The organism is Caulobacter sp. GSs2 (genome assembly GCF_058680895.1).
The window spans coordinates 3,129,737-3,147,648 of the sequence record NZ_CM178725.1 but is presented as its reverse complement, the minus strand read 5'-3'; the positions used below and the strand labels follow the sequence as shown (position 1 = coordinate 3,147,648).

General features: G+C 67.1%; 14 protein-coding genes. 4 read left to right on the top strand and 10 right to left on the bottom strand.

Going from position 1 to position 17,912, the window contains the following annotated elements:
* Nucleotides 1-53: 53 nt before the first annotated feature.
* The 4 genes from ACW17Z_RS15290 to ACW17Z_RS15275 all read right to left on the bottom strand — a co-directional run bounded on the left by ACW17Z_RS15290 (nt 54) and on the right by ACW17Z_RS15275 (nt 4,035).
* Nucleotides 54-2,267, bottom strand: a complete 2,214-nt coding sequence (locus ACW17Z_RS15290; protein ID WP_492056616.1) for a putative bifunctional diguanylate cyclase/phosphodiesterase — start codon at nt 2,265-2,267, stop codon at nt 54-56.
* 120 nt (nt 2,268-2,387) lie between these two features.
* The gene (locus ACW17Z_RS15285; RefSeq protein WP_492056615.1) at nt 2,388-3,038 is read right to left on the bottom strand and encodes a carboxymuconolactone decarboxylase family protein; all 651 of its coding nucleotides are present in this window, start codon (nt 3,036-3,038) and stop codon (nt 2,388-2,390) included.
* A gap of 1 nt (nt 3,039) precedes the next feature.
* Entirely contained in the window at nt 3,040-3,570 is a 531-nt protein-coding gene (locus tag ACW17Z_RS15280; RefSeq protein WP_419318313.1) for a VOC family protein, read from the bottom strand.
* A 102-nt stretch (nt 3,571-3,672) separates the two neighbouring features.
* On the bottom strand, nt 3,673-4,035 hold the full coding sequence (locus ACW17Z_RS15275) for a phage holin family protein (RefSeq protein WP_419318315.1): 363 nt from the start codon (nt 4,033-4,035) through the stop codon (nt 3,673-3,675).
* A 211-nt stretch (nt 4,036-4,246) separates the two neighbouring features.
* Here ACW17Z_RS15275 and rpoH point away from each other — a divergent pair, with 211 nt between their 5' ends.
* Entirely contained in the window at nt 4,247-5,134 is an 888-nt protein-coding gene (gene rpoH, locus ACW17Z_RS15270) for an RNA polymerase sigma factor RpoH (RefSeq protein WP_492056614.1), read from the top strand.
* Between the two features lie 90 nt (nt 5,135-5,224).
* Here the strand turns inward: rpoH and ACW17Z_RS15265 are convergent, their stop codons facing one another.
* A complete protein-coding gene (locus ACW17Z_RS15265) occupies nt 5,225-7,153 on the bottom strand; it encodes a TonB-dependent receptor domain-containing protein (RefSeq protein ID WP_492056613.1) in 1,929 nt (642 codons plus the stop codon).
* Between the two features lie 323 nt (nt 7,154-7,476).
* Here ACW17Z_RS15265 and ACW17Z_RS15260 point away from each other — a divergent pair, with 323 nt between their 5' ends.
* Nucleotides 7,477-8,196, top strand: coding sequence for an alpha/beta fold hydrolase (locus tag ACW17Z_RS15260; RefSeq protein WP_492056612.1), 720 nt, complete (start codon nt 7,477-7,479; stop codon nt 8,194-8,196).
* A gap of 155 nt (nt 8,197-8,351) precedes the next feature.
* Nucleotides 8,352-10,607, top strand: a complete 2,256-nt coding sequence (locus ACW17Z_RS15255) for a TonB-dependent receptor plug domain-containing protein (RefSeq protein WP_492056611.1) — start codon at nt 8,352-8,354, stop codon at nt 10,605-10,607.
* Nucleotides 10,608-10,745: 138 nt separating this feature from the next.
* Here the strand turns inward: ACW17Z_RS15255 and ACW17Z_RS15250 are convergent, their stop codons facing one another.
* The 5 genes from ACW17Z_RS15250 to ACW17Z_RS15230 form a co-directional block, all read right to left on the bottom strand.
* Nucleotides 10,746-11,555, bottom strand: coding sequence for a response regulator (locus tag ACW17Z_RS15250; protein ID WP_419318325.1), 810 nt, complete (start codon nt 11,553-11,555; stop codon nt 10,746-10,748).
* Between the two features lie 90 nt (nt 11,556-11,645).
* Nucleotides 11,646-12,785 (bottom strand): hypothetical protein, encoded by a 1,140-nt coding sequence (locus ACW17Z_RS15245; RefSeq protein ID WP_419318327.1) that lies wholly within the window; start codon nt 12,783-12,785, stop codon nt 11,646-11,648.
* An 86-nt stretch (nt 12,786-12,871) separates the two neighbouring features.
* A complete protein-coding gene (locus ACW17Z_RS15240) occupies nt 12,872-14,605 on the bottom strand; it encodes an ATP-binding protein (RefSeq protein WP_492056610.1) in 1,734 nt (577 codons plus the stop codon).
* 85 nt (nt 14,606-14,690) lie between these two features.
* Nucleotides 14,691-15,977 (bottom strand): adenylosuccinate synthase, encoded by a 1,287-nt coding sequence (locus ACW17Z_RS15235; protein ID WP_492056609.1) that lies wholly within the window; start codon nt 15,975-15,977, stop codon nt 14,691-14,693.
* 123 nt (nt 15,978-16,100) lie between these two features.
* Nucleotides 16,101-16,709, bottom strand: coding sequence for an acyloxyacyl hydrolase (locus ACW17Z_RS15230; RefSeq protein ID WP_492056608.1), 609 nt, complete (start codon nt 16,707-16,709; stop codon nt 16,101-16,103).
* A gap of 102 nt (nt 16,710-16,811) precedes the next feature.
* On the opposite strand from ACW17Z_RS15230, the gene ACW17Z_RS15225 reads away from it, so the two are divergent.
* Nucleotides 16,812-17,789 (top strand): threonine ammonia-lyase, encoded by a 978-nt coding sequence (locus tag ACW17Z_RS15225; RefSeq protein WP_492056607.1) that lies wholly within the window; start codon nt 16,812-16,814, stop codon nt 17,787-17,789.
* Nucleotides 17,790-17,912: the final 123 nt, after the last annotated feature.

Below are 17,912 nucleotides of genomic sequence, written 5' to 3'. Positions count from 1 at the left end.
CGAGAGCAGTTTCAAATGGTCGTTCAGCTGTCGATCAGCCCGCCCGACGGCGTCTAGGCTTTCGCCCTTCGCACGCCGCTCTTGGAGCGCGGCTTCACGGCCGGAGCCTCCTTGTGAGCGAAGGTCAGCACGGCTTGGCGACCTGCCGGCGCGCGCAGATCGCGCGCCTCGACGCCCAGCATGCGCGCGATCTCGCTGGCCGGGGCGGGCCGGCTGATGAAATAGCCCTGGATCTCGGCGCAGCCCTGATCGCGCAGGGCGTTGAGCTGCTCGACGGTTTCGACGCCCTCGGCCGTGGTGACGATGCCCAGGCTGGCGCCCAGGTCGAGCACGGCCTTGATGATCGCCATGGCGTCGCTGTCTTCCAGGATGTCGCGGACGAAGGTCTGGTCGATCTTGATCTTGTCGAACGGGAAGCTGCGCAGATAGCTGAGCGAGCTGTAGCCCGTGCCGAAGTCGTCCATCGAGATGCGCACGCCCAGGGCCTTGAGGTCGTGCAGCATGGTCATGTTGGCGGCGTTGTCCTGCAGCAGCACCGACTCGGTGATCTCCAGTTCCAGCCGCTCGGCCGACAGACCTGACACCGCCAGGGCCGAGATCACGGTGCGCACAAGGGCGCGGTCGCGGAACTGGGCCGGCGACAGATTGACCGCCAGCCGCACATGGTCGGGCCAGGTGGCGGCCTCGGCGCAGGCCTCGCGCAGCACCCATTCGCCCAGCTGGACGATCAGGCCGATCTCCTCGGCGATGGGAATGAAGTCGGCCGGCGAGACCATGCCGCGATCGGGATGGTTCCAGCGCAGCAGCGCCTCGCAGCCCGTCACCCGGTCGTCGCCCAGATGGTACAGCGGCTGGTAGTAGAGCTGGAACTCGCCGGCCACCAGGGCGCGGCGCAGGTCCAGTTCCAGGGCCCGGCGCGCCTGAAGCTGCTCGTCCATGGCCCGCTCGAAGAAGTGGAAGGCCCCACGGCCGTCGGCCTTGGCGCGATACAAGGCCATGTCGGCCTTTTTCAGCAGTTCGTCGGGGTTGTCGCCGTCGGACGGCGCGACCGAGACCCCGACACTGGCCCCGATCATCACCTGATGGCCCTGCAGGTCGAAAGGCGCGGCCATGGCCTCGACCACGCGCTCGGCAAGCCTCGTGGCGCCGGTCAGGTCGGTAAGACCAGTCTGGACCACGGCGAACTCGTCACCGCCCAGGCGGGCCACGGTGTCGCCTTCGCGCACGCAGCCGCGCAGGCGCTCGGCGGCGATGCGCAGCAGGGCGTCGCCCAGCGGATGGCCCAGGGTGTCGTTGACGGTCTTGAAGCGGTCCAGGTCGATGAAGTGCACGGCCAACTGGTCGCCGGTGCGTGAGCGGCGGGCCAGGGCCTCGCCCAGGTCCTTCTGGAACAGCACGCGGTTGGGCAGTTCGGTCAGGGGGTCATAGTGGGCCAGGCGGGCGATCTGGGCCTCGGCGCGCTTGCGGTCGGCGATGTCCTCAGAGATGCCCAACAGGTATTCGGGCCGGCCGTCGGCGTCATTGATGGCGATCTTCTTGGTGCGGAGAATGGCCAGGGAGCCATCCTTGCGCGGCACCAGGTCTTCCTCAATGATGCGCACCTCGCCGGACTTCAGCACTTCGCGGTCGCGCTCGACATAGATGGCCGCTTGCTCGGCCGGGTGGAACTCGGCGTCGGTTCGGCCGATCACCTCGCCGCGCGAGAAGCCCAGGGTCCTCTCGCCGGCCCGGTTGAGCAGCACATAGCGGTGATCATCGGCCCGCTTGACGAAGACCATCGAGGGCATGGCCTCGACCACGGCGGTCATGAAGGTCTGGGCGCGTTCGGCGTCGGCCTTGGCGGCAGCCAGCTCCACCACGCCCCGACGGTTGGTCTCGTTGGCGGCCTGCAGCAGGGCCAGCACCGTACCCACGCCCAGATAGCGGCCGCCGTCGGTGACGATGAAACCGCGCAGAAGGTCGGAGGCGCGATAGGACAGGCTGTCGCTGGTGAACTCGGCCAGGGGGGTGTCGGCGTCGACCACCAGGGGCTCGACATCCATCAGGGCTGAGATCGGGCGGTTGGCGTACAGGGCGCGGCCATATTCGGCCGCCATGCGCAGGAAGAAGGCGTTGCGCTCGACAAGACCGATCGGGCGGTCCTCGTCGTCGAGCACCGGAATGATCAGCGTGTCGGGCTCCTCGCGGAACCGCTCGTAGAGCACCTTGCCCATATCGTCGCGCCGCGCCGGGGCCAGGGAAGAAACGGTATCTCGCAAGGTGAACATGACTACGCCTCCACTGGAGCCGTAGGGACCATGGCCGAGCTAACGGCGCCCTAATTTGGGTACTTTAGGGCCTTGTTTCGCGAAAACTTCATGCCGGCGTCACAGTGTTTGCGGCGGCATTTACCGTGACTTGTCCGCCGACCCCGTATCCATGAAATCCCGCGCCGCAAAGCCTGTCGGCGCGGCGACCTCGACCACCGCCTCGGGACGATCGTCAAACTCCAGGCGCAGGGCCCGGCTCATCACGGCGTGCATCTCGTAGAGACAGGTGATGTAGGTCAGCTCCAGGATCTGCTCGTCGTCCAGAAAGGCCTTCAGGGCTTCGAACACCCCGTCGGCCACCCGCCCGCCGTCCAGCACCAGGGCGTCGGCATAGGCCAGCACCGCGCGCTCCCTGGCGTCGAACACGTCGGAGACCTGCCAGGCCGGCACGGCGGCGATCTTGTCTTCACTGACACCCAGACCCCGCAGCGACTTGCAGTGCTGGGAGAACACGAACTGGCTGCCCCGCGTCCAGCCGGCCCGGGTCTGGGCCAGTTCCCGCAGCACCGGATCGATCTTGCGGGCCGGGTCGCGATACAGGCCAAAGCCGCGCGCGGCGTGCATCAGCACATCGGGGCTGTTGGCAAAGACCGTCCACCAGTCGCCGCGCGTGCCCGTGGCGGTGCCGGGCTGGGCCACCGGGTCGCAGGCGCCGAACAGCTGGTCGTACAGGGCCAGCACCTTGGGATCGGTCACCTCGGCGCGGGGAACCTCGCGCAGGCGCGGCATCTCAGGCCTCCGCCGGAACGCGGGCCGAGCCCGGTTCGTGGCGCACATCGGCGGGCGTGAACGGCCGGGTGAAGGCGGCCAGCTCCATCATGATGCCGTTGGGGTCGGTGAAATAGACCGAGCGCACGAAGACGCCGTCGTGGTTCCTGTGCGCCACGCCCATCTCGCTGTCGTCGTGATTGACCACCATCGGGAAGGTCTCGACCCCGGCGTCGACCAGGCGCTGGCGCCAGGTCTCAAGCTCGTCTTCGGGCACGGAAAAGGCGATGTGGTTCATCGAGCCCACGGCGGTGCGCGGCTCCTGCGGGAAGGCCTTGACCGACGCGATCCCCGGCGCGGCCGGCGGCCCGTCGGCCCACCAGAAGAAGGCCAGGCTGGAGCCGCCGCCACAGTCGAAGAAGAAGTGCTGGCCGCCGTCCGGCAGCTGCACGGTCTTGACCAGGGGCATGCCCAGGACCTGGGTGTAGAACCGGGTGGTCTCCGCCATGTCGCGGCAGACCAGGGCCAGATGGTTGACGCCGGCAATGCTCATCGTGAGCGCTCCTCCCGCGCAGCGGTCCCATGGCCGCCGCGTCTGTTCAGGAAGGTTAGATCAAGTTGGGCGCGCGGGGCAGCTTTCCGTTTGGGTAGCCCCTCAGGCTTCGTCGCGGCCCTTGCTATCGCCGATCATCACCTGACCGGCCCAGCTGACCACGCCGACGATGATCGAGCCCAGGATGCCGGACATCAGGCCGTTGACCACCAGACCGTCCAGCAGCCAGGCCACCAGGCCCAGCATGGCGGCGTTCACCACAAACAGGAACAGGCCAAGGCTGAGGATGGTGATCGGGAAGGTCAGCAGCACCACCACCGGCTTGACCACCGCATTGACCAGCCCCAGCAGCAGGCCGGCCAGGATCAGGGTCGGCCAGCCGTCGGCCGAGATCCCGCCCAGCAGGCGATCCGCCAGCCACAGGCCCAGGGCGGCGAACAACACCCGAAAAACAAAACGGAACATCCCGACTTACCTTTGCGCAAACTTTCCCCCTGAAGATCGCCGCGAAGGCGCCCTGATTCAAGGTCAGGGTTGGGGTGTTCAATACCCGAGCCCAGCGCTCGGACATTACAAATGCGTTACCGGGCTTAACTTGGCCGCAACCGCTTCCTATCTCACCTGTTGTGAGGGGATAAGGCGGGCGACCCGTCAGCCCAAGGGGATAGTAATTCGTATGGCCGTTAGCTCTTTGTCGGTGATGTCGCCTGACGGCGGCCTGTCGCGCTATCTCACCGAGATCCGCAAGTTCCCGATGCTTCCCAAGGACGAGGAATTCATGCTCGCCCAGCGCTGGAAAGAACATCAGGACTCCGAAGCCGCCCACAAGATGGTCACCAGCCACCTGCGTCTGGTGGCCAAGATCGCCATGGGCTATCGCGGCTATGGCCTGCCGATCGGCGAAGTGATCTCCGAAGGCAATGTGGGCCTGATGCAGGCGGTCAAGAAGTTCGAGCCCGACAAGGGCTTCCGCCTGGCCACCTACGCCATGTGGTGGATCCGCGCCTCGATCCAGGAATACATCCTGCGCTCGTGGTCGCTGGTGAAGATGGGCACGACCGCCGCGCAGAAGAAGCTGTTCTTCAACCTGCGCAAGGCCAAGAGCCAGATCGAGGCCTTCCAGGACGGCGACCTGCGTCCCGACCAGGTCAGCGCCATCGCAACCAAGTTGGGCGTGCTGGACAGCGAGGTCATCTCGATGAACCGCCGTCTGTCGGGCCCTGACGCCTCGCTGAACGCCCCGCTGCGTTCGGACAGCGAGAGCGAGTGGCAGGACTGGCTGGCCGACGACAACCAGGTTTCGCAAGAGACCGTCGTCGCCGAGAACGAAGAGAAGGCCCTGCGCATGGGCCTCCTCCAGGAAGCCATGGTCGAACTGACCGACCGCGAACGTCACATCCTGACCGAGCGCCGGCTGAAGGACGACCCCACCACCCTGGAAGACCTGGCCACCCACTACGGCGTCAGCCGCGAACGGGTTCGCCAGATCGAGGTGCGGGCCTTCGAAAAGCTGCAGAAGAGCATGCGCGAGGCTGCCATCGCCAAGAACATGGTCGAAGCCTGAAGCGACCACGACGCTCCGGTCTCGGGGCGAGGATGACGATCAGGGGAGCGCCGCGGCGCTCCCTTTTTTGTTGGCGCTGTTTGCTAGTCTCTAGAAGTCGACGGTCAGGAATACCGTCGCCGTCCGGGGGGCGTTGACCTCGAAGGCGCCGCTGCTGATCACCTTCCAGTCGAAGGTGTCGGCAAGATTGGTCACCTGGGCGCGCAGCAGGGCCGGCTTGTCGCCGATGTCGAAGCGGTAGCGCAGGCCGGCGTCCTGGATCGTCGCCGCCGGCGTATGGGTCCGGTTCGACTGGTCAGCGGCGCGGCGGCCGTGGTTGTTGGCCGCGAAGGTGAACGCCAGCCCCTCGACGGGCAGGGCCCAGGTTCCGCTGAGGGTCAGCACCCGCTGGGTCTGGCCAACCGGCTCACGGCCGATCCGCCCTTCCCGCACCGGCGCGCCGGTGACGCGCGGCCGCATCAGCACCGCCCCGGCCACCACCGACAGGCCTTCGACAGGCGAACCGGTCAGGCTGACCTCGACGCCGCGATGGCGCACCGATCCCATCTCGCGAAAGACGTTGGCGTCGTCGGCCGCGAAGTAGGGCTTACGCACCTGGAAGCCGCCCGCCACCATGCGCAGATTACGCGGCAGCACCCAGCGCACGCCCGCGTCCCACTGGTCGGTGATGATCGCCGGCAGGGCCTGGGTGCGATTGGCCGCGCTGTCGGGCGCGACGCCGCTCTCTTCCAGGCCTCGGGTCACGCTGCCGTAAAGCGCCAGGCGCGGCGTCACGGTCCACGAGGCGGCGGCGTTGTAGAGCCAGGCCGGGTCATGGGCCACGGCGCGGTCGCGGTCAGGGCGCTGGACGGTCTTGCGATAGTCGGCCCGCTGCAGGCCCAGGCTCAGGGACCCGCGTCGGCGCCAGCGCAGATCATAGGCCAGCCCGCCCGTCCATTGCTCGACCTCGTCCCGCGTCCGCGTGCCCAGGGCAAACACGGGCTCGACGATGTCGACGCGATCTTCGACATGGGTTGCGCCCAGGTTCAGACTGGCCCCGCCGCCATAGAGGCTTTCCCGCTGGCGGCCGCGCAGGGACGCGTGAAGGGCGTGCGCCCAATCACCCCTCACCAGCGCGCTGCTGAGCCGGATCTCCCCGCTGGTCGAGGCCAGCTTCTGGCGCGGATCGCGGCTGATCCGTCGCAGGGCCGACCCGTCGGCCTGAACATTGGTCAGCACCAGGGCATGGTTCTCGCGCGTGTCGTTCACCGACCGGAACAGCCCGACCGCGAGATCGAAACCGCCCGGCAGCGCCGCGCGGGTCAGAACGCCGGCGTTCGTCGCGATGTTTCGATAGTCGGCCCAGGCCGGTCCCGCATAGCGACGACGGGCGACGGACTCGGGCAGGACGCCAGGCGCGGCGACATGGAGAGCCGTGGCCTCGCGATCCCAGGTATCAACCCGGCTCCAGAACGGCAGGACCAGCACCTTGTCCATCGGCCGCCAGCGCGCGGCCAGGGCGTAGGAGCCGTAGACCGCGTCCGCCCCGCTGGCGAACTCGTCGTCGAAGCCCGCGACGCCGGCGACCAGGCTGAGGGTGTCGCTCAACGGGATCTGGCTGTCGATCTCGATCCGCCCGCCGCCCATGGGCCCATAGCCAGCCACCAGGCTGACCACACGCCGATCGCCCGCCGGACGAATGCGGTAGTCGACGATGCCCGTCGGCGCGGGAAACAGATAGTTCTGGGCGGCCAGGCCCACACGCACCACATTGCTCTCGACCAGCCGGTCGGTGAACGAGGCCGGACGGTCCATATACAGCCCCTCCATCCGGATGTTGCCCGCCGTGATCGGCGAGAAGCCCCGAACCTCGCTGCTGCTGTAGAGGCCCACCCGCTCATTGCCGATGCTGGCGCCAAAGGCGTCCTCGGCGCCGGCCACGGCGTTGTCATTGACCCTCTGGGCCAGCGCCTCTCCCGGCGCGCCGAGGGCGCAAGCGGCCAGAACGACCCGCACGGGAGCCAGCTTCAGGAAACGCATCGATCTTTTACTCAGGCTTTGGGGGAGTGACGACGGACCGACCAGGCGTTTCCACCCGCCGGATCGCGATTGGCGGACATCCCGTCGAAGGGGCTGCCAGGAACCAGCGCGCGCATCCAGACGTCACCGACCGTGAAGGGCGAAACAGACAGGCGAGAAGTCGGCGCTCGGGGCATTCCGGGTCAATTCAGAGACGTTACGATATAACATCACTGATGCAAGATCGGCAAAGGCTTGGCAAGGCCCGGGCCCCGCCTGCTTTGAGAGAGGCCCGCCTGCTTTGGAAGAGGAAAGACGGCGGGGCATGATGCTATGACCGGTCGATGACCGCCGCCGCCCTCCCCCAGCTCATCCTGCTGCCCGGCCTGCTGAACGACGCCGAGCTGTGGCGCGACCAGATCAGCGGCCTCGCCGATGTGGCCCGCCCGCACGTCCCCGACCTGACGCGCGGCGAGACCCTTCGCGAGCTGGCCGAGACGGTGCTGGCAGAGGCCGAGCCGACCTTCGCCCTGGCCGGGTTTTCGATGGGCGGCTATGTGGCCCAGGAGATCGCCCGGATCGCGCCCCAGCGCATCGCGCGCCTGGCCCTGCTGGACACCTCGATCCGCGTCGACCCGCCCGAGCGCGCCGCGCGACGCCACGCCCTGACCGAGGCCGCCCGCAAGCCGGGCGAGTTTCTGGGCATCAGCCACGCGATCCTGAAGAGCTATATCGACCCCTCCCGCCTGTCGGACGCCGAGCTGACGGGCCGGATCACCGCCATGACCCTGCGGCTGGGTCGCGAGGTGTTCATCCGCCAGAACAGCCTGCCGCGAGAAGACGGCGAGGCGGCGCTGCGGGCCCTGCGCTGCCCGATGCTGATCCTCTGTGGCGAAAATGACGCCATCACCCCGGCTTCCGGTCACCGCCAGATGGCCCGCGACATCGGTTGCTCGCACCTGCTGGTCATCCCCAAGGCCGGTCACATGACCCCGATGGAGACCCCCGGCGCGGTCAGTGGAGCCTTGCGCCATTGGCTGGAACGCCCTTCTGGCCCCCGATAGTCAGAGCACGGATCTTCCCTGTACCGCCACAAATTTGAGACAAAACCGTCAACCAAACATCACTGGCGGTCGGTTCCCGGCGAAACTATGCCCTGCCCCGTGAAATCAAGCGGCGCGCGGTCCAGAAGCCTGGGCGCTGGATGGGGGATTTATCGATGAAAAAGACCATGCTGTTCGCCTTGGCGGCGCTCGCGCCCCTGGCCATCGCCGCTGCGGCTTCGGCCGCCGAAGACGCCCCGATCGCCACCGCAGATGCGCCGGTGACCGCCTCGGAAATCGTCGTCCAGGCCCAGATCGCCTATCGCAACCGCTCCGAGCAGACCGCCCCGGTGCTGGAGTATGGCCTGGACTACTTCCAGCGCTTCGAACCCCTGACCGCCGGCGATGCGCTCAAGCGCGTGCCCAGCGTCACCTTCCTGTCGGACGTGCTGGAATCGGACGGCGCGCGCCTGCGCGGCCTGGACGCGGCCTACACCCAGATCCTGATCAACGGCGAAAAGGTGCCCGGCGCCGGCGCCGACCGCTCGTTCTTCGTCGACCGCATTCCCGCCGAGATGATCGAGCGCATCGAAGTGGTGCGCTCCGCCTCGGCCAATCGCAGCGGCGACGCCATGGCCGGCGCCCTGAACATCGTGCTGCGCGACGCCTATGCCCTGGACGGCGGCTTCATCCGGGCCGGCGGCATCTACCTCAATGACGGCCGCCTGCGCGAGACGCTGGGCGCGGTGTGGGGCGGCGAGGTCGGCCCCGGCCGCCTGCTGGTCGGCGCCAACATCCAGGGCCGCCGCAACCCCAAGGAAAAGACCAGCTGGCGCTATGATGCGCCCGGCGCGGCTCTGAACAACACCGAACTGCAGTCGGACGTCCGCAACGGCACCGACTATTCGTTCAACGCCAACTACCGCATGCCCCTGGCCGGCGGCGAGCTGGACCTGAGCGGCTTCTATGTCCGCACCGATCGCCTGGCCGACGAGGACTCGCTGGAGTATCGCGGCGGCCGCGAGCAGATCGCCGACCTGCTGACCGTCAATGACAACAACGTCGACATCCAGACCGACAACTGGTCGGTCAACGGCAAGTTCAAGCGCGAGATGATGGGCGGCGAGACGGCCGTCAAGCTGGGCTATTCGGTGTTCACCGACAGCCAGTATGAGTTCGAGAACGAGATCGAATATCTGCGCGACGCCATCCCGTTCCCGGATGGCGACCGCTTCACCGGCGACAAGGCCAAGACCGAGCTGGAAGACAAGGAATTCACCGCCAAGCTGGAGCACAAGCGCGCTCTGGCCGGCTTCGATGCGGAGTTCGGCGTCCAGTACCAGCAGAAGGACCGCGATACGCTGATCACCGAGATCCCGCGTAACCGCTACAGCCTGCCGTCCGCCACCCCGCCCGCCGACAAGCCCTATGTTCCGGCCCCGGGCGGCGACAGCGCCATCAAGGAAACCCGCCTCGACCCCTATGTCATGCTCTCGGGCAAGGCCGGCGACGTGAAGTGGCAAGCCGGCGTCCGTTACGAAACCACCGACGTCGACATCCAGGACGAAACGGTCCCCCCCGCCCTGCGCTCCACCTCGACCGACTACGCCATACTGCTGCCCTCGGCCCACCTGAAGTGGAGCCTGACCGGCAAGGATCGCATCAGCGCCTCGGTGGCCCGCACGGTCCGTCGCCCGGGCTTCGACCAGATCTCGCCGGTCACGCTGGAAGAAGAGTTCGGCGACAACGACTATATCGGCAATCCCAACCTGAAGCCGGAAACGGCCTGGGGCCTGGATGTCGGCTATGAGCACCGCCTGGGTTCGCGCGGCGTCGCCGGCGTCAACGTCTTCTATCGCGACGTCACCGACCTGATCGAGCTGACCAGCATCGGCACGGGCTCGGCCGGCGCGCCGGCTCGGCTGCTGCAGACCCAGAACGTCGGCGACGGCACGGTGATGGGGATCGAGTTCGACCTCTCCACCCCGCTGACCGCCTTCGGCCTGGAGAACACCGGGGTGTTCTTTAACTACTCCTGGCTGGACAGCGACATCGACGACACCTTCGGCAGCCGCAAGTTCAACGACCAGTCGGACTATGTGCTGAACGTCGGCTTCATCCAGGACCTGCCCACCTTCGGGGGCGCCTTCGGGGCCACCTATCGCAAGCAGGGCGAGGCCTATGGCCGGATCATCGGCGAAGAGGTCACCACCAACTACGGCGCCGACCTGGAGCTGTTTGTGGAAAAGCGCTTTGGCGACAAGTTCACGGTCCGTCTGACCGGGTCCAACCTGCTGAACGCCAAGAAGGAAGAGGTCTTCAACAAGTTTGGCAGCACCGCTGATCAAGTGTCGCGAGACTTTGACGAATACGAGCTGGAGAGCGAAGAGGCCGGTCCGGTCTTCCAACTGATCGCCCGCATGGCGTTCTAGACGGAAGACTTTCCGGAAACGAAGAAGGGCGGCGTCCGCGAGGACGCCGCCCTTTTTTGTGGTCGGCAGGCTCGGGCCCGCCCGCTCCTGACCGGTCAGCAGCCCCTAGGGGGCAAGTGGCGGCGACCGCAAGAGCGCTTAGGCCGCCCCCCGGCCCCCGTCGTCGTCTGCGGCCATAAAGCCCATCAGCGAGTCTATGCGCGCCAGCAGGGCGACGCGAGCCTCAGCCCCCGGGGCCTCGCTCTTCATGCAGTCGTCCAGCGCCTCGGCGGCCGCGACCAGGCGGGGCTCCTTGACGGCCTCGCCGACCTTGCGCAGCTCCACCGCCTGGGCGGCCAGGGCGCGGCGGGCCTGCATGGGATCGCTGTCCAGCGCCCCGGCGGCCGAGCGGACGATGCGCAGCGCCTGGGACAGTCGCGCGGCGATCGTGCCGGCGGCGTCGGCCTTGCGCTTGCGCGGGCCCTTGTATTCGGCCGAGTTGAAGCGGCGGCGATCGGGGCCGACATAGCCCACACCCTCGATCCAGTCGCGCGGCTTGAGGGTCACCGCCTCGAGGCGGCGCTCCAGATCGCCGATCGTGAACGGCTTGCGCATGAATTCGTGAACCCCGGCGTCGCGGGCCCCGAAGATCGCCTCGGCGGTCGCCTCGGCGGTGCACATGATGACCGGCGCCTCGCGGCAGACCAGTTCGCTGCGACGGATCTTGCGGGTCAGCATCAGGCCGTCGATCCCGGCGCTGGCGTGCTCGACGAAGATCAGCTGCGGATCGACCGTGCGGGCCATCGCATAGCCCTTCTCGGCGGTGACGGCGGGATAGATCTGCACATTGCCCAGCTGCCTCAACTGGTCAGCCAGCAGCCTCGCCGTCGCCGGATTGGGGTCAACGACCAGCACCCGCTGAATCTTGGCGGCGACACGCTGAAGGGTGCGGTTATTGCCGTCAAACACCGGGTACTCGGCTCCTCAAAGGGCGACTATGCCCCAACCTTAACGTCAGTTCGTAAAAATCACCTTGATAAGGCGCACGACGACGTCAGGTCAGTTGGTCAGGGAAACACTGAGTCCGCCCTCGAAGTCCTGGAATATATCGATGGCTTCGTCGACCTGGGCGGTCGGCACGCTCCCGGCCGGAAAGCGATAGCGCCAGTAGCTGGCGATGTGCGAGATCACCCCGACCTTTTCGCCCAGCGACAGGAACAGTTCGGGCGCGCTCAGCAGGAAGGCGCGGAAAGCCTGCGGCCTGCCGTTCTCGATCAGATCCTCGAAGGCGTCGTCATAGACCTTCAGCGTGCGCTGCACGGCCTGGCGCTCGAGCATCACGCTGGCCTGCAGGCGCTTGCGGGCCTCATCCAGATAGCGAGCGGTCTCGGGGTCACGCGCCCCGGGGATGACCAACTGGCCGATCTCGGCGCTCACGGTCGCCAACTGGGGCCAAAGCCGGCTCAGCATCCATTTGTAATAGAGGAAGCCCTTCCAGCTGAAGACGCCTTCCTTGAAGCTCTCGCCCTCCAGCACCAGGGTCTCGCGCAGCGGCTCAAGGCGTTCGTCGACATCGGTCGACAGCAGGGCCTCGACCAGCCGCGCTGCATGAGCGCCGGAGAAACGGCCCGTGTCGCGATAGGCCAGATCGATCAGGCGCGAGATCTCCTGGCTGACGAAGCCCTGCATCTGCTCCAGATCGGCCGCCGAGAGGGCGAAATAGCAGGCTGCGACGGTCATGCCGTGGCGGCGCAGATGCTCGCGCAACAAAAAGGGGTCCAGCGACGGCAGCATGTCGATCATGCGCAGGGTGGCGATGTCGCGGACCATGTCGGTGGTGTCGTTGCAGGCTTCCTGCAGCAGATCGACCCAGCCGCGCTGCCCCACGAAGAACGACTGGCCGCCCAGGCCCAGATCGCTGCGGTCGAAGGGGATGATGATCTTGGTCGCCGTCGCCTGGGCTTCGTCGAACAGGAAGATGTCGTCGCTGCGCAGGCGGTGCTTGAGGATCAGGGCGGTGTTGAGGATCCGGTTGCGAAACAGCGGATGCTCGGCGTAGTCGGCGCGCCCCCCGCTGTCGGCCTGGATGGCCAGCAGGTTCAGCACACGACTGGTCGAGGCCGTCCGCTCCAGCGCCCGCAGGCTGCGGGTCACCCGGTCATTGCTGCGCACCGGCTTGAGTTTTCGACGCACTGACAAGAACAGGACCCTCTGGAGACCCTATTGGCTCTAGAGCTCCGGAGCTAAGGTTTCGCTAATTGAGCGGCTATACTTGGGCAGAAAAGTCAGATCGGGGCGAAATGCACCGCCTTGGTCCGACCTCCGGACGCAGCCGGGTACCGGCTCATCCGCGCCACGGCCGCCAGCAGACCGGCCGGCTGGATCGGCTTGGGATGGGCGTCGTCAAAGCCTTGAGCCAGCAGGCGCTCGGCCTCGCCGGCCATAGCGTCGGCGGTCAGGGCCAGGATCGGAATGTCGCTCCGGCCGCCCTCGCCGGCCCGAATGCGCCGCACGGCCTCGACCCCATCCATTTCGGGCATGTGGACATCCATCAGCACGACGTCGAAATCCTCGATCCGCAAGCGTTCCAGGGCCTGACGACCATCACTGGCGGTCTCGATGACAATGCCCACTGCTTCCAGTATGGCCCGGGCCACGGCCTGGTTGACCTGATTGTCGTCGACGACCAGCACCCGGGTCCCTTCAAGGGTGAGCGAGGGTCCGACGGGTTCAAGGGCGGCGGGCGCCTGGGCCGGGGTCAGCGCCAGATGCACCCGAAACGTCGAACCCTGTCCCGGCGCGCTGGTCACGGTGATCTCGCCGCCCATCAACTGGGCGAGGTGTCGGCTGATGGCCAGGCCCAGGCCCGTTCCGCCGAACCGTCGCGCCGTCGAACGATCGCCCTGGCTGAAGGGACTGAACAGACTGACCTGCTGCTCGTCGTTGAGGCCGACGCCCGTATCGGCAACAACCATGTCAACGCCCCCGGCCTCGCCCGGGGCGATGCGGATCTCCACGCGTCCCGCCTCGGTGAACTTCAGCGCATTGGAGACCAGGTTCAGCAGGATCTGCCGAACCCGCAACGGATCACCCAGCAGCCAGGTCGGCGTCTCGGGCGCGACGTCAAGCGTCAGGGCCAGGCCCTTGAGCTGGGCGGTCTGGCTCCAGACCAGATGGATCTGACTGGCCAGGCGGCGAATTTCAAACGGCTCGGCCTCCAGTTCCAGCTTGCCCGCCTCGACCTTCGACAGATCCAGAATGTCGTTGAGAATGGTCATCAGGCCGTCGCCGGACTGGATGATCATCTCAAGATAGTCGGCCTGCCGGGCATCCAGCCGGGTGGAGCCCAGGGCATGGGCCAGACCCAGCACGCCGTTCATCGGCGTGCGCAGCTCATGGCTCATCATGGCCACAAAGGCTGACTTGGCCCGGCTGGCCTCGGTCGCCTGGGCCTGGGCCTTCTCCAGCGCCACGGCATTGGCGCGCATCCGGCGCGACGTATCCAGAAAATAGGCCAGCAGGGCGGCCAGGGTGACGGCCACAACCACCAGATCCCAAGCTCTGAAGCCACCGGCCAGCAGCGGGGCGACCGTCAAGGCAATGAAGGGCGGCGGAGCCATGGCCAACAGGACCGAACGGCTGATCGCCGAATACTTCAGGGCGTCAAGCATCAGGCCAAACAGGAAGAGAATGGCCGCAAACTTCATGCTTGGCGGACCATAGGCCCAGCTCAGCCCCGCCATGGTCGCCCAGGCTATGCTGTAGGCCGCCGGGATTCCCAGCCGCAACGGCACGACCAACTGCAGCGGCTGCGCCGTGACATAGCGCTGCAGGATCCGCAGAAGCCCTTCCAGGACGCCGATCACCGCCAGCCAGGCCAGGCAGGCCATGGCGCCGAAGTAAAAAGCCAGCAGGCCGCCGGCCAGGACTGTCGCCGCCAGACGGGCCGAGGCGCTGCGCCGACTCATCTCGAGCGCCGCGCCGTTTAGGCCGTCATTCAGGAACTCACGCAGACCCAAGGTCCATACCCTCGCAACGCCTAGTGGCATCAAGCTAGGTCATAACGGGTTTCAGGAACCTTTAAGCTCAACCTTGGCCGGCGCCCTACCCCTGGAACGGGTCGCGCATCAGGATGGTGTCGTCGCGCTCGGGGCTGGTCGACAGCAGGGCCACCGGAGCGCCGATCAGTTCCTCGACCCGGCGCACATACTTGATGGCGTTGGCGTTGAGGTCCTTGAACGAGCGGGCGCCGACGGTGCTTTCGCTCCAGCCTTCCATCTCTTCATAGATCGGCACGGCGGCGGCCTGGTCGCGCATGCCGGCCGGCAGATAGTCGAGCTCGCGGTCGCCGATCTTGTAGCCGACGCAGATCTTCAGGGTCTTGAGGCCGTCCAGCACGTCCAGCTTGGTCAGGGCGATGCCGTCGATGCCGTTGATGGCCACCGACTGGCGGACCAGCACCGCATCGAACCAGCCGCAGCGGCGGGCGCGGCCGGTATTGACCCCGACCTCACGGCCCACCGTCGACAGGTGCTTGCCGACTTCGTCGTCCAGCTCACAGGCAAACGGCCCCTCGCCGACGCGGGTGGTGTAGGCCTTGACGATGCCCAGCACATAGCCCGGCCCCTTGGGACCCATGCCCGAACCGGCGGCGGCCTGGCCGGCGACGGTGTTGGACGAGGTGACGAACGGATAGGTGCCGTGATCGACGTCCAGCAGGGCGCCTTGCGCACCCTCAAACAGGATGCGCTTGCCGGCCTTGTGAGCCTGATCGAGCAAGCGCCAGGCGGGCTGGGCATAGGCCAGGATCTGCGGCGCGATCTCCATCAGCTGCTCGAACAGCGCCGCGCCGTCGGCCTCGGGCAGGCCCAGGCCCCGGCGCAGTGCGTCGTGGTGGCTGAGCAGGCGCTCGATCTTGGGCTTCAGGGCCTCGGGGTCGGCCAGGTCGGCGACGCGGATGGCGCGGCGGCCGACCTTGTCTTCATAGGCCGGGCCGATGCCGCGACCGGTGGTGCCGATCTTCTGGCTGGAGGCGGCTTCACGACCCTGGTCCAGGTCCTTGTGCAGCGGCAGGATCAGGGTGGCGTTGTCGGCCAGCACCAGCAGGTCGGGGCCGATGATCACGCCCTGCTCGGCGATCTTGGTGATCTCCGACAGCAGGTGCCAGGGATCGACGACCACGCCGTTGCCGATCACCGAGAGCTTGCCCTGCACGACGCCAGACGGCAGCAGGGCCAGCTTGTAGACCTTGCCGTCGACCACCAGCGTATGGCCGGCATTGTGGCCGCCCTGGAAGCGCACGACGATGTCTGCCCGGTTGGACAGCCAGTCGACGATCTTGCCCTTGCCTTCATCGCCCCACTGGGCGCCGACGACGGTCACATTGGCCATGGTAGAGATATGCCTTGTCACCTGCCCGGTGACGTCCAGCGGCCCTTCGACAGGACTCGGCCGCAGACGTTTATTCGATTTTGGGCGGCGACGGAGACGCGGCCGAGCCGGCACCTCGCGAAGTCAGAAGGCGTAGACCAGCCGAACCCCCACGTCGTCAAGCCCCTGGTTCTTGCCTTGATGGAAGATCTGGCCGTTCGACAGGTGGGTGTAGCTGAGCTCGGCCGACCAAGCGTCGCTGAACTGATAGCCCAGGGCGATCTCGGGCTCGAACAGCACCTGCGAGCCGAAATCGATGCGGGTGTAATAGAGGTTGGTGCGCCGCGCGCGTTCCTCGGGCGTCAGATTGGGGGCGTTGGCCGGCGGCAGACCGGCCTCGCCGTCGGTATAGGCCAGGCCAATCCCAGGGCGCAGATAGAAGCCGCCCTGCGCGCCCAGATCGATCTTCCAGTCAAAGCCCACCGCCACGAAGTTGGAGGTGTTTTCGCTGTTGAGCGACACAAAGGTATGGACCTGCGGGCGGCCCAGCCAGGTCAGGCTTTCGATGCGGTCGGTGCGATAGCCCAGATGGATGTCGACCCCGTCCTCGCGCCCGGCGGCGCCCAGGCCCACAGCCTCACCGATGAAGGTGACGTCGTGCTTGTAGGCGCCGACAAACACTTCGCCCGCGAGCGCGGGCGCGGCAAAACCCAGCACCGCGACAGCGGCGGCGGCGAACAGTACGGTCTTCATTCTGGACATCCCTGAGCAGCCCAAACCCGGCGCTGGTTATGGCTTGAACGGCGAAGCTCGCAAAGGGTTTCGATCAGACCGCGTGCGAGCTAGACCTTTCGCATGACCATCACACTTTCCGACATCCAGGCCGCCGCCGCCCGCCTGAAGGGCCAGGCCGTCGAGACCCCGCTGATCGAGAGCCCGGCCCTCAATGAGCGCCTGGGCGGCCGGGTGCTGCTCAAGCCCGAGACCCTGCAAAGGGCCGGGGCCTTCAAGTTTCGCGGGGCCTATAACCGCCTCAGCCAGCTGACCGACGATGAGAAAAAACGCGGCGTCGTGGCCTTCTCCTCCGGCAACCACGCCCAGGGCGTGGCCCTGGCGGCCCAGCTGGTCGGCTGCCCGGCCCTGATCGTCATGCCGTCCGACTCGCCGGCGGTGAAGGTGGCGGGCACGCGGGGCTTTGGGGCGCAGATCCGCTTCTATGACCGCTTCACCGAAGACCGTGTGGCGATCGCCGACGAAATCGCGGCCCAGCGCGGCTGCGTCGTCGTGCCGTCCTATGACGATCCGCACATCATCGCGGGGCAAGGCACGCTGGGCGTCGAGATCGTCGAGCAGGCCACGGCGCGCGGCGCTTCGCTGGACGTGCTGCTGTGCTGCGTCGGCGGCGGCGGTCTGATCGCCGGAACCAGCACCGCCGTCCGCGCCCTGTCGCCCGCCACCGACATCTGGGGCGTCGAGCCGGCCGGCTTCGACGAGACCCGCCGCTCGCTGCTGTCGGGCCAGCGCGAGACCATCGATCCGAACGCCCGCTCGATCTGCGACGCCCTGCTGACCCCGGTCCCCGGCGAACTGACCTTTGCGATCAACCAGCGGACCCTGACCGGCATTGTCGCGGTCACCGACGCCGAGGTGGCGGAAGCCATGCGCTACGCCTTCTCGGTGCTGAAGCTGGTGGTCGAGCCGGGCGGCTGCGTGGCCCTGGCGGCGGCGCTGGCGGGCAAGATCGCGGTGGCGGGCAAGACCAGCGCGATCGTTCTTTCGGGCGGCAATGTCGATCCGGGCTTGTTTGCGCGGGTGTTGGCGGGCGAGATCTGAAAAGTTGTCATCCCGGCCAAGCGCGCAGCGCGGCGAGCCGGGACCGCCGGAAGCTCTGAGCCTGTTGCGGTCCCGGGTCTTCGCTACGCTACGCCCGGGATGACAAGCCTAAGGTTGGGGACG

Coding starts and splice junctions, on each gene's coding strand:
- ACW17Z_RS15290 (WP_492056616.1), bottom strand. CDS start 2,267: ATGTTCACCTTGCGAGATACCGTTTCTTCCCTGGCCCCGGCGCGGCGC.
- ACW17Z_RS15285 (WP_492056615.1), bottom strand. CDS start 3,038: ATGCCGCGCCTGCGCGAGGTTCCCCGCGCCGAGGTGACCGATCCCAAG.
- ACW17Z_RS15280 (WP_419318313.1), bottom strand. CDS start 3,570: ATGAGCATTGCCGGCGTCAACCATCTGGCCCTGGTCTGCCGCGACATG.
- ACW17Z_RS15275 (WP_419318315.1), bottom strand. CDS start 4,035: ATGTTCCGTTTTGTTTTTCGGGTGTTGTTCGCCGCCCTGGGCCTGTGG.
- rpoH (WP_492056614.1), top strand. CDS start 4,247: ATGGCCGTTAGCTCTTTGTCGGTGATGTCGCCTGACGGCGGCCTGTCG.
- ACW17Z_RS15265 (WP_492056613.1), bottom strand. CDS start 7,153: ATGCGTTTCCTGAAGCTGGCTCCCGTGCGGGTCGTTCTGGCCGCTTGC.
- ACW17Z_RS15260 (WP_492056612.1), top strand. CDS start 7,477: ATGACCGCCGCCGCCCTCCCCCAGCTCATCCTGCTGCCCGGCCTGCTG.
- ACW17Z_RS15255 (WP_492056611.1), top strand. CDS start 8,352: ATGAAAAAGACCATGCTGTTCGCCTTGGCGGCGCTCGCGCCCCTGGCC.
- ACW17Z_RS15235 (WP_492056609.1), bottom strand. CDS start 15,977: ATGGCCAATGTGACCGTCGTCGGCGCCCAGTGGGGCGATGAAGGCAAG.
- ACW17Z_RS15230 (WP_492056608.1), bottom strand. CDS start 16,709: ATGAAGACCGTACTGTTCGCCGCCGCCGCTGTCGCGGTGCTGGGTTTT.
- ACW17Z_RS15225 (WP_492056607.1), top strand. CDS start 16,812: ATGACCATCACACTTTCCGACATCCAGGCCGCCGCCGCCCGCCTGAAG.